Below are 12344 nucleotides of genomic sequence, written 5' to 3'. Positions count from 1 at the left end.
TGATGGTTAGTACCCCTCTTTCATCCTTGAGATAACCGGGTAGTTTCAAGTCAAAAAAAGATACAAGTTTTATTGCTCGATGCGTTGTATGGGAAATGCGATAACTCTATGCGTCTCGTATCCATCATTGGGCTATTTGCACTGTGCCTGGGGGCACTTTTGCGGCCAACTGTTAGTCAGGCAACCCACGTTCGGGCGGGCGAAATCACCACCCGGCGCCTTCCGGGTTCATCCTTAACCTACCTGATCACACTGACAGCCTATTACGACGAAAGTCCGAAAGGGAAAGGTGCTGCCGATCAGGCAACTGAAGCACCTTTTTGCTTTGGTGATGGCACTGTTCAATCCGTGGCACGGTCGGGCAGAGTCTATATCAATGGAAATACATCATCCGTTAATTCATACACGGTCATTCACACCTACTCCGGACCAGGAGCCTATGTGATTGGAACAGTGCTTGTCAATCGCAACGAAGGGACCTTGAATTTACCCCCTGCTGCCGATTCTGAAAACCTTTCGTTTTACGTCTCTACGACGATTTTGATCAATGCGGCCCTTGAAGTTAATTCAACACCCGTTATGCTGAATCCGCCGTTGGATTCGGCTCGCGTTGGTCAGAAATTCTGCCATAACCCGGCTGCATTCGATGTCGACGGAGACAGTTTAGCATACCGATTGTATAAACCGCAGGAAGGTATTTCCAATAGCTGCCGTAGCCGAGTAATTCCGGCTTATCTCGACCCTACCCAATTCAGTACTGCGCGGGAAAACGGAGGAGCGCCCCCAACATTTACGATCGACCCGGTAACGGGTGATCTCTGCTGGGATTCGCCGGGCCAGATCGGGCAGTTTAACTTCGCTTTTATCATTGAAGAATGGCGCAATGGCGTACTGATTGGCGAGATTATCCGCGACATGCAGGTCACGGTTGTCGATCAACCCAACAAACGGCCGCTCATTGTCGGTGCCGAGATTTGTGTGGAAGCCGGTACACTGATTCAGCAGCCCATCACGGCTACTGACCCCGACGGTCAGCGGGTTATTATCAGAGCGTATGGCGGCCCTTTCAACATCAATAGCGATGGCATGCCCTTACCGGCCGACCTGCGGATTCCGCCCGCCTATGCTACCTTACTTAATGGGGGCGTTGCTTTGGCTCAGCCAGCCACTGCTACCTTTTCCTGGCAAACCAACTGCAATCAGGCACGGGAGGAACCGTATGATATTACCCTCAAAGTCAATGATGTACCTCCCGGAAGAGGAACTGCTTCACTCGTTTCGTTCGCAACGTTGCGTATTCGACTCTATGCGCCATCGGTCAAAAATCTGACGGCCCGCCCCACGGCTACCATCGCCGGACGAGCCATTCAACTCAACTGGACAGCCTATAGCTGCGGCCGAATTGCTACGTCTGGAGGATCAAGCGATACAACCAAGCTGATCATTTATCGCAAAGAAGGCTGTACGCCTATTGATCCACAAGCTTGCATTACGGGTCTGGCTGCCAGCTACGGTTACCAGGAGATTGCCCGTATTTCTTATACGGCAAACAGCTATATCGATACCAGTTCACTCAAACGGGGCGTCAGCTATTCGTACCGGATCGTAGCCAGCAACCCCGGTATTGGCAACAACGGCGGGCTTAGTGTGGTCTCTACCGAAGCCTGTCTCGAATTGCCGTTGCTGGCTCCCGTGATGACCCAGGTCACCGTCGATAGCACGAATACACAACGGGGTCGGATCACTGTTCGATGGACGCGGCCTATTGGCCTATCTCCTGGTGATTTGGGAGCCCCCTATCAGTATCGGCTCCAGCGAGCTACTGGGCTGGCTGGCACTGTCTTTACGAACGTAGCATCGATCAATACGAACATACAGCCAGGCATTGCAGATACCGTTTACGTAGATAGAGGGCTCAATACTACCGATAGCGCCTACCGCTACCGGGTTGAGTTTTACTACACCGGCACCAATGGCCAGCTCACCCGACTGGATGTGACCGACCCCGCTTCCAGCGTCCGGCTGGCCGCTACTCCCGCCCAGCGACAGGTAGCCCTGAGCTGGCAGGCCAACACGCCCTGGACCAACGACAACCAGACCCACGACGTCTATCGAAGCCGCTCCGGCCCCAACGGCCCCTTTAACAAAATCGCCGAAGTGCGGGTGCAGGGTGCCCAGACCTATGTCTTTACCGATACGGGTACCGATACTTTTGTGGCTGATGGAAATACCAGTCGTCAGCTCACAGCGGATAGCAGCTATTGTTATCGGGTGATGACCCGAGGTCAGTATGCTGACCCCAAACTGGCGGGCCTGAAACCGATCGAAAATTATAGCCAGATCATCTGTGCCACGCCAAGTGATACGACCAAGCCCTGTTCGCCAAACCTGGGACTGGATAGTCTGAACTGTGCCAGCCTCAGCAGTGAGAGCCTGTGCGGTCAAACCAGTTTTACCAACAAGCTCCGCTGGACCCTCACCAGCGGCCCCACCTGCGATCCGAATGTGGTGGGCTATAAGCTCTATTATGGACGTTACCAGCAGGATAAACCGGCCGAGCTGGCCAGTATTCCCGCTCCTACGACGAGTTTTGATCACCCGAATCTGACTACGGTGGCCGGTTGTTATTATGTGACGGCAATAAGCAAGTCGGGGATGGAGAGTTTACCTTCGAACACGGTCTGTAATGATGCCTGTCCGGCTTTTGTATTGCCGAACGTGTTTACGCCGAACGGGGATGGGAAGAATGATCTGTTTCAGCCCTTAAAGTGCCCTCGGTTTGTGGAGAGTGTAGCGCTGGTGGTTTACAACCGGTATGGCAGCAAGGTCTACGAAGGCACCAGTCCGACACTGGCCTGGGATGGCAAAACAACCAGTGGAGCCGATCTGCCGAGTGGCTTGTATTATTATCAGGTGACGATTCAGTATGCCATGCTGGATCGGGATGCACCAGCGCAGGAACTCAAGGGCTGGGTGCAGATTCTGCGCGAAGGTGTTACTATGCGCTAGTACCTTTTAGATGAAAACAATTCGAATCAGGCGTTGTTAAACCAATCAACTCATTAAGTTCAAATACAACCACATATCATGGCATCGTTGGCAGATAAAATAGGAAGTTTTTTTAGTGGTAATGACTCTTCGGCCGACGAAGGGTTACGCGATCTGTTTATCAGCGAGCTCAAGCGTGTTTATTACTCAGAAAAGCGATCACTCCATGCCCTTGGCGACCAGGCTGACGCCAGTACGACCAATGAGGTACGTTCGGCTTTTCTGCAACATCAGGAAGAAAGCCGCAATCAGGTGGAACGCCTGGAAGAGATTTTCAAAATAATTGGCATAAAGACTGAGGATCATACATCACACGCGATTGATGGGCTGATTAGTGATGCCCATCAGGTCGTTTCGGAAACGGAGCAGGGTTCTTTGACGCGCGATGCGGCTTTGATCATTGCTGCTCAGAAAATCGAGCATTACGAAATTGCCATCTATGGATCGCTCCTGACCCTGGCCAATGTGCTTGATTTTACTCAGTCGGCGGAACTACTGGCCCAAACACTGGAAGAAGAAAAAGCAACTGATCATAAGTTAACCGCCCTGGCTGAATCGTTCGTGAACACCCGATCCAAAGAGGAAGAGGAAAAACATCCGGGTAGCCATCATGCCAGCCGTCATCCGATTCATGGCTCAGACGCAGACGTAACATTGGGTGGACCATTGGGCGTTTAATTCCTATTCTTACATTCAATTTTTAACATCCCGAAAGTGTATCACTTTCGGGATGTTCTGTTTTGATCGATATTCAGAACAGCAAATTGATCCAGCCAATGTTATCAATGCCTTTCAAAATGCTATAGTAGTCTAGCTAGACGCCCGTAGTGGCCGAAAAAAACTCTGAATATCTTTAGCCAGTAATTCGGGTTCTTCCAATGCAGCAAAATGGCCGCCTTTGGGCATCGTCGTCCAGCGTTGTACGTTAAAAAACCGATCGGCAAAGGTTCTCGGGGGCGGAATCAGGTCTTTAGGAAAAAGGGCAATTCCGAAAGGCACCTCCGTTCGTTCGGTCGTCGAGTAAGGGGGTTGATGCTGGGCTTCATAGTAGAGTCGAATCGATGAATTGATCGTTTCTGTCACCCAATAGATTGTGGCATTTGTCAGTAGCTCTTCTTTCGTAAACCTGCGTTCTAACACGCCATCCGAATCACTCCACCGCTGAAACTTTTCAATGATCCACGCCAGCAGTCCAGCGGGCGAATCATTCAGGCCATAGGCAAGCGTTTGTGGCTTTGTCGACTGAATGAGCGCATAGGCACCTTCCTGCATTTGCCAGGCCTGACCGGCTTTCAGGTACGCCTGTTCCTCGGGCGTCAACTCCTCAGGCTTTACAGTAAATAAGTGATGGTAAGGAATATCCGTCAGGTGAATACCGATCAGTGAAGCCGGATGCGTAAAGGCAAGCTGCTCTGTAATGCTGCTGCCCCAGTCGCCACCATGAGCGCCAAACCGGCTGTAACCGAGACTGTCGGTCATCAGCCGGGTAAACAGATCAGCAACCCGTCCGGACGTGAACCCCTTTTCGCGGGGCCGATCCGAAAAGCCATATCCAGGAATGGATGGCACCACCACATCAAAGGAATCTTCGGCCCGCCCACCGTATTTCTCCGGATCGGTCAATAACGGAATAAGTTTATACATCCGAAGAAACGAATCTGGCCAGCCATGGGTCAGCAGAATAGGGATAGGGTTCGGGCCTTTTCCCCGTTCATGAATGAAATGAATCCCGAAACCGTAGATCGTTGTCTTAAACTGGTGAAACTGGTTTAGCATGGCTTCCTGCTCCCGCCAGTTGAAAACATCATGCCAGTAGTGTACCAGTTCCTGAAGATAGGCCCGATTGGTACCATAATCCCAGTTGGCGTCGTCAACCTCGTCGGGCCAGCGTGTCCGGATCAGACGTTCACGCAGATCGTCCAGCGTTAGCTGTGGAATATTGATCGAGAAAGGCTGTAGTTCCATATGTCAAGTGTTGAGTCTATCTAGTTAACCCCCTCCTTTCGGGATTGTTGTACAGCAACTGCCCGAACGACTATGCGGGAATTCACGATCCAACTTCTTACCGTTTGTGTAAAGCTTTCATACGGCGTTCCGCTTTTTCAATAGTTTAGCCCATTAAATCACCAAAGGCGTTTCGCCTGGAGACCTTCCACCACAACGCCAGCAACAGTTGAAACCAGAAGTTTATCTATGAAAAAAATCGTACTTATTTGCTGCCTTTCCTTGTTTTCATTGGTTAACAGTCAGGCCCAGCGCTTATACATGCCGCGTAACATGAAGCAAGCGTATCAGAAAGGAACGCGATCGATGGATGGAAAACCCGGCAAAAATTACTGGCAGAATTCCGCTCGCTACGCCATCACCGTAACGGCTAGTCCACCCAATCGAACCATTCGGGGCACCGAAGAAATTACGTACATCAACAACAGCCCGGACACGTTGCGGCAACTCGTTTTCAAACTATTTCTGAATAGCCACAAACCAGGAGCCGTCCGACAGTCACCCGCTTCTGCCGACTACATGACCTCGGGTATTCATATCGATAAGTTTGCCGAAAACAACACCACCAAAACCTGGCAGGATGCGGGTACGGCTACCACAAAGCGTCTTGTGCTGACAAAACCGCTAATGCCCCGTGATTCGGTCAAGCTCTCGCTGGACTGGCATTACGATATTTCGGTTGAAAGTAACCGCGAAGGATCGCTTGATTCGACAACCTACTTTCTGGCTTACTTTTACCCCCGCGTGGCGGTTTATGACGATTATTACGGCTGGGATCGAACGGAGTTTACAGAAGCGCAGGAGTTCTATAACGACTTCAATGAGTACACATTTACGGTGAACGTACCTAAAAATTACCTGGTCTGGGCCACCGGCGATTTACTCAATGCCGACGAAGTCTTACAACCTACCTTTGCCAAACGCCTGAATGAATCGATGAGCACCGATTCCATAATTCATGTGGCTACGCTTTCCGACGTCACGTCGGGCAATGTTACCAGACAGCAGGAGATGAATTCATGGAAATGGAAAGCGAATTATGTGCCCGACATTGCCTTATGCATCAGTAATCATTACGTCTGGGATGCGTCGAGTGTTGTGGTCGATAAAACAACAAACCGGCGATCCAGTGTTCAGGCTGCTTTTCTGGATACGGCCAAAGACTTTCACCAGATGGTTGGCTTCGGTCGGCATTCGCTCGACTGGTTTTCGAATAACTGGCCCGGCATTCCGTACCCGTATCCCAAAACAACCATCGTTCAGGGTTTTGCCGATATGGAATACCCCATGATGGTGAACGATGCCACTACCTCAGACCTCAATTTTTCTCGCTTTGTGGCCGAGCACGAAATCGCTCATACGTGGTTCCCATTTTACATGGGCATCAACGAAACCCGCTACGGATTTATGGACGAAGGCTGGGTTACGGCCCTGGAATTTCTAATTAGTCAGGCTGATCTGGGTACAGAAAAAGCAACCAGCAATTTCCAGCAGTTTCGGGTTGCCTTCTGGAGCAAAGACCCTTCTGCCGAAGAAGACCTGCCGATTATTACACCCGCTAATATTCTGAGCGGTGCCGCGCTGGGCAATAATGAATACGGGAAAGCGGCCATTGGCTATCTGGCCCTGAAAGAGTTGCTGGGCGATGCGGCATTCAAAAAATCACTGCACGAATTTATGAATCGCTGGCATGGCAAACACCCCACTCCGTGGGATATGTTTTTCAGTTTCAATAATACGTCGGGGCAGGACCTCAGCTGGTTCTGGAATAATTGGTTTTTCAGCAACCATTACATCGATTTCGCGATTCAGAAAGTTGTAACATCACCAACAAAATGTACCGTTACGCTGGAAAATATCGGTGGTTATGTGGCACCTGTTGACGTTATCGTGACCTTCACGGATGGCAAGACTGAAACATTTCACCAAACACCGAACCTGTGGAAATCCAACCAGAAGCTGGCCACGATCAATCTCCCGGTACAAAAGAAAGTTCAGTCGATAAAACTGGAAGGTGGTATTTACATGGACGCTGACCCCAGTAACAACAGCTGGAAAGTGAAGTAATTAATCATAGAGAGAGGCCATTGATGAAAGCAAGAGCAGGAAAGCGACCTGCTCTTGCTTTCATCAATGGCCTTTTCGCTTTACTCCCGGCTCAACAAATCGTGCACGAACGATTTATCGGCTCCTCCCCCATTATTCGCAAAAATAATGTAAATAGACTGTTTATCGGGGAAATAGAACCAGTTTGCATCCACCCCCAGCAGTGTTCCATTGTGGCCCCAGGCGGTTCCGATGGGCGATTGGTATGAATCCAGGCCAAGACCATATTCTGTTGTCCCTTGTCGGACCGGTGGCACCGTCATCATTTCCTTTACAGAAGTCAGGCTGATCAGCTTTCCACTGAAAAGTGCATTGCTGAAGGCAAACAGGTCTCCAGCTGTTGAAATTAGTCCGCCATTGGCCTGCCCATCGCTGTCGGCGCGATCAAAAGTAGTGACGTCCATGAGTTTCCCATTGGCATAAAAGTCATTATACCCCCGAACCACGTTTCGGTCGTCGCGCCGGTCAATGTACGTATTTGTCAGACCGAGCGGCTTAAAAATAAATTGCTCAAGCACCTGCTGCAAAGACTGTCCGGTTTGCTTTTCGATGAGTTTTCCGATCAGCCAATAGTTGGTATTACTGTAGCCGTACCGGTCACCGGGCTGAAAATCGAGCGGACGCCCATAGACGTATTCGGCAAGCACTTCATCTGTGGACATAGCCGTTCGATGAGCTGGGTTGTTGAGCAAATCAAGCTGATACTGCCGATCATCGTTGGTCGGATCGAAAATACCGCTCGTATGCGAGAGCATGTGCCGAAGTGTTATCGTTTCGGCATTGGGAATTTTACCCGTCACCTCCGGCAGAAGCATTGCCAGTTTGTCGTCCAGTTGAAGCTTGCCCTGCTCCCGCAACTTCATAACGACCGTTGCTACAAAAGTTTTGGTAATACTCCCCGTTCGAAACTGGTCGCTCAGGCGAAGATCGGTCTGGTATTCGAGGTTTGCCTTACCAACTGCACCCGCCCAGACCGATTCGCTGGCCCGTTTGAGCAGCATGATTGTTCCGGGGCAATTCCATTTCTGGTTGAATGTTTGCAGTGCGGCCTGGTAGCTGGCCTGTCGTGGATGATTGCTGTAGTCATCCGATAGACCCGGCTCGGTGACTGGTTGCGGTATTTGGTCAGTCGTGCAGGCTAGTAGCATAAGCCACGCACTTCCCAGTACTGGGAGTGTCCTTTTCATGTTTATTGGAAGTTGTAATTATGGATTAGTCCGTTCGTTACTGCATCGCCAGCTTATTGGCGGATAAAAAAACGGGTGCCAATGCTTAGTGCCTGATGCGGCAGTACGACGTTGTGGAATGGCATCTCACCAAATAGCTCATAATGGGCAAATATCATGGCTCGATTTGGGAATCGATAGCCAATTCCCGTATGCGCAGAAGGCATAAATTTGAGCTGTGTAGCCGATGCTTTACGATACGCTCCCGTGCTTTCAATTCGCTCATACGAAGGAGCCTTGGGGCGTAACAACAGCGCACCTCCGCCCAGAAACGCATCGGCAAAGAAACCACCGATGTATTTACGATACCCGAATTCGGAATTAACGAACAGCCCATCCTGAACCTGTGGATGGTGGTAATAGCCAATCGTAAGGGTTTGAATTAGTTGGGAACCGGATCGATTGCGGTAGTAAAACTCGGTACCAACTTTGATACCGACACCGCCTTTTTTAATCCGTTTGATCGTGGGCAGGCTGATGGATTCTGCAAATAAACTGATGGTGATTGGTAGTATTGGTAGACTCTGGCGGGGTGAAACTTGCTGTGCCAGGGCCGTTCCGATCCCCACCAGAAGGCCCAAAAGAATGAGTTGCAACGTTTTCATCATGCGTCATTAGCGTTGTTTGAACGCTGCAAAGTTGATCGCAAAAACGGTGCAGAATGGATCAAAAACCACCCACCGGGTGGTTGTGCGGGTTGAGTGGCAGGAATAAAAAACTGAATGGTAACCAGCGTAGATTGATCAGATGGCCTTTATTGTTCCATCCACCGCCGAAACTCAGCCACCCGCCGACGGCTAACAGCTACTTCGTCGGCATGGGTGGGATGTAGATGCAGTAACAACCGCCCAGTGCCATCATTCTCGACCCGACGAATAGCCTGACGATTGACAACAAACTGGCGATTGAGCCGGAAGAAACTGGTATCGGGTAATCGTTCACTGAGTTGTTCAAGCGTAGCGTCTACAGTAAATGATTTGTTGTCGGCGGTTTTAACAATGCTGATTTCGTTGGTTATGAACACGTAAGCTACCTGTTCCGTAGCGACCGGCACAAATGCTTTGCCGTGATTGACCAGCAGAGTTTTTAGTGCCTGACTCCGACTTCCGGGCTGTTCTTCTGGGTTTGTCTGGCTATACTCCAATGCGACAATACGATTCTGCAAAGCGGCAACCGTCTGTCGATGATAGCTAACCATCCAATACATGGTGTAAGCCATGTGCAGCAATACGATAAACAGGCAACCAATCGGCACATCGTTGGAAATGGTAATCGACAGGTTAAACGGAGCGGGGCGTTGCAGAATCAGATTATTATAAACCAGGCTAAATACCGCAATGATCAGTATCGTCCCCGACAGGCTGATACCGCCCTGGATCAGCAATCGCTGTAGTGACTGAGTTGCCCATGAATAGCGCCTGTCCATTTCCCGGATGAGCCAGCGGTTCAATGTCCAGAGCAATCCGGTAACCAGCGCTACAACGGCAACATCCTGGTAAAAAAGTGGCGATTGAACCAAATTGCCCAGCGAGGCCGGATCACCAATGAGCCGAAATAAAACAGCCCAGATGGGTATGCCGATGAGTCGGGCGATTTTGTCAGGGTAGTGAATAGAAGTCATACGTAAATTCAGGTACACGAACGTTGGCAGACCAGCGAGGTAATTTATTTCAGCAATTAATGAAGCGCGGGCTGGGCCATTTTAATAGCAAAGCAGTCAAGCAAAAAATCCTCAAATTCCTGTTGATCAGTAATGGCATGGTCAACAACCTGCCCATTGTCCGTAATTTTCAGCGTATGATCCGTTAAGGTAATTCGCCCATGTGGCGTCACGATTGTACAAAGCTTATTCCGGGAGAAAAATGACTCCTTTGAGGTTTGATGAAAGTGGCACATGTCCGTAAAATCGGCCAGCTCTCTTGGGATACAGGTAAAGCTATAGCCTGGTATCCAGTCGCCCTGTTCATTCTCTTGCTTAATCACCAGATTGTCAGCATCGAGCTCCGTAATCTGGTATCGGCCAGTTTGGTCTTCCTGAATCTGGTTTAGCGTCAATAACAGCGGATACACCGGAAACTGTCGGCCAAAGGCAACATCAAGGAGCCAGTCAATTCCATCGACATGGGCAATGATGGAGAGGTGGTCAAATTCCGGATGGAATCCATTTACATCGTCGTGCACCCGCCCTGATATGCGCTTGACCTGAAAACCGATTGCCTGTAGAAATTCAAAAAAAAGCCCATTCAGTTCGTAGCAAAACCCGCCCCGTTTTCGGGTTATGATTTTATCAAATAAGGCATCCGGATCAAGAATTATTTCCTGCCCATAATGAATGGATAAGTTCTCAATTGGTATGGTTAACTGATGTTGGTAGTGCAGTTTCCGCAACGTAGCCAGCGTCGTATCCAATTCCTCGGTGTAGTGAATTCGTTTTAAATAAGCATCGATATCCATGATTATTGGGATGAAATTGGTCTAAGTAATGGTCCGAAGTTGGCGTAATTCACGCAAGCCACCCACTACTTCTCTTCTGAAATGGGCTGATCGGCTACTCAACCGTTTAATAAGACGCATGAGCTGACCCGGCTACTAATCACTAAAAACCTTCCGGTATAGGAACAATCCGTAATTGTTGAACGTCTTTATAAGAAAGTACCATTTCCAGGAGTTTATGACTCGCCGACAATATTTTATTATCATCCTGATCTTAGGGACACTAACTACGATCAGTCCGTTCTCCATTGACATGTATTTGCCGGGCTTTCCGGCCATTGCCAAAGACCTACACACATCCATTGCTCAGGTACAGCTGTCCTTAACGGCTTACCTGATTGGCATTGCCGTCGGGCAACTTGTTTACGGCCCCTTGCTGGATCGTTTTGGCCGAAAACTTCCGCTGTACGCGGGCTTAGCTGTCTATTTGCTGGCATCCATTGGCTGTGCGCTAACGACTTCCATCGAGACTCTGATTCTGATGAGGCTCCTTCAGGCGCTGGGTGGATGCGTAGGCATTGTTGCCGCGCAGGCGCTGGTTCGCGATTTGTTTCCGGTAACCGAAATTGCTCAGGTTCTTTCCTTGCTCACGCTGGTGCTGGCCATTTCGCCGATGATAGCCCCAACAGTGGGTGGCTACGCTACAGTGGTTTTGGGCTGGCATTCGATCTTCCTGATTCTGGCGGGTATCACAACCCTCATTCTGATCGGCATTTACTACGCCCTGCCGGATGGGAAAGCCCCCGACACATCTTTATCGCTTCGGCCAATGGCTGTTTTAGGCAGCTTTTTTACGGTTCTGAAACAGCCTCAGTTCCTGACCTATGCGCTGGTAAGCGGTATCGCTACCTCGGCTCCGTTTGCTTACATTTCAGGCTCGCCCGACGTATTCATGAACCTATATAAAGTGAGTGAGCAGGAATATGGCTGGATCTTTTCATTTCTTGCCATTGCACTAATCGGACCCACGCAATTGAACCGGTTTCTGCTGAAACGGTTTACCAGCGAACAGATTATTTACACAACCTTAATCTACCAGACGGTGGTGGGCCTGCTGATGGTATTTGGCACCTGGGCAGGCTGGTTTGGGCTGTATGGATTGATCGGAATGCTCTTTTTATTCCTCTGCGGTCAGGGTTTAACTGGTCCAAATTCGGCGGCCCTATCGCTGGCACCCTTCGTCCGCCATGCGGGTAGTGCAGCCGCCTTAATGGGCAGTTTCCGAATGGGATTTGGCGCACTGGTATCCGGGTCTGTTAGCGTACTTCACAACCATACTGCCATGCCGATGGTCAGTGTTATGACGGTCTGCCTGATCTTTGGATTGCTCATTTTATTGATTGGGCAACGGGTTATTCACCACAAAAATCAACCGGCAGAGTTGGATTCAGTTTCCGAAGTTGCGTTGTAAGCAGTCGGAGTTCGCTCCAGAATTCCGGCACTTTCTCTTAATGATACACCCTGATC

9 protein-coding genes are annotated in these 12344 nt (G+C 49.9%); 4 read left to right on the top strand and 5 right to left on the bottom strand.

Annotated features, from left to right (window positions below; all coding sequences use genetic code 11):
* The first annotated feature begins 108 nt into the window (after positions 1-108).
* Entirely contained in the window at positions 109-3009 is a 2901-nt protein-coding gene (locus GJR95_RS00930) for a T9SS type B sorting domain-containing protein (RefSeq protein ID WP_162384102.1), read from the top strand.
* Positions 3010-3087: 78 nt separating this feature from the next.
* Positions 3088-3726, top strand: coding sequence for a YciE/YciF ferroxidase family protein (locus tag GJR95_RS00925; protein WP_162384101.1), 639 nt, complete (start codon positions 3088-3090; stop codon positions 3724-3726).
* Positions 3727-3858: 132 nt separating this feature from the next.
* On the opposite strand, the gene GJR95_RS00920 is transcribed toward GJR95_RS00925, so the two are convergent.
* The gene (locus tag GJR95_RS00920) at positions 3859-5013 is read right to left on the bottom strand and encodes an epoxide hydrolase family protein (RefSeq protein WP_162384100.1); all 1155 of its coding nucleotides are present in this window, start codon (positions 5011-5013) and stop codon (positions 3859-3861) included.
* Positions 5014-5241: 228 nt separating this feature from the next.
* On the opposite strand from GJR95_RS00920, the gene GJR95_RS00915 reads away from it, so the two are divergent.
* Complete coding sequence (locus GJR95_RS00915; protein WP_162384099.1) at positions 5242-7119, top strand: M1 family metallopeptidase; 1878 nt, start codon at positions 5242-5244, stop codon at positions 7117-7119.
* An 80-nt stretch (positions 7120-7199) separates the two neighbouring features.
* On the opposite strand, the gene GJR95_RS00910 is transcribed toward GJR95_RS00915, so the two are convergent.
* From GJR95_RS00910 to GJR95_RS00895, 4 genes are all read right to left on the bottom strand, one after another.
* Entirely contained in the window at positions 7200-8345 is a 1146-nt protein-coding gene (locus GJR95_RS00910; protein WP_162384098.1) for a serine hydrolase domain-containing protein, read from the bottom strand.
* A gap of 53 nt (positions 8346-8398) precedes the next feature.
* The gene (locus GJR95_RS00905) at positions 8399-8992 is read right to left on the bottom strand and encodes a hypothetical protein (protein WP_162384097.1); all 594 of its coding nucleotides are present in this window, start codon (positions 8990-8992) and stop codon (positions 8399-8401) included.
* 146 nt (positions 8993-9138) lie between these two features.
* Complete coding sequence (locus GJR95_RS00900) at positions 9139-10005, bottom strand: LytR/AlgR family response regulator transcription factor (RefSeq protein ID WP_162384096.1); 867 nt, start codon at positions 10003-10005, stop codon at positions 9139-9141.
* Between the two features lie 56 nt (positions 10006-10061).
* Positions 10062-10838: an arylamine N-acetyltransferase family protein gene (locus tag GJR95_RS00895; RefSeq protein ID WP_162384095.1), complete on the bottom strand. Its 777-nt coding sequence runs from the start codon at positions 10836-10838 to the stop codon at positions 10062-10064.
* A 217-nt stretch (positions 10839-11055) separates the two neighbouring features.
* Here GJR95_RS00895 and GJR95_RS00890 point away from each other — a divergent pair, with 217 nt between their 5' ends.
* The gene (locus GJR95_RS00890; protein WP_162384094.1) at positions 11056-12288 is read left to right on the top strand and encodes a multidrug effflux MFS transporter; all 1233 of its coding nucleotides are present in this window, start codon (positions 11056-11058) and stop codon (positions 12286-12288) included.
* The last annotated feature ends 56 nt before the right edge of the window (positions 12289-12344 follow it).

Origin of the sequence: Spirosoma endbachense, assembly GCF_010233585.1 — a bacterium.
Taxonomy (GTDB): Bacteria; Bacteroidota; Bacteroidia; order Cytophagales; family Spirosomataceae; genus Spirosoma; species Spirosoma endbachense.
Note: the sequence above shows the minus strand (reverse complement) of the source record. Positions and strands in the feature narration are given on the sequence as shown.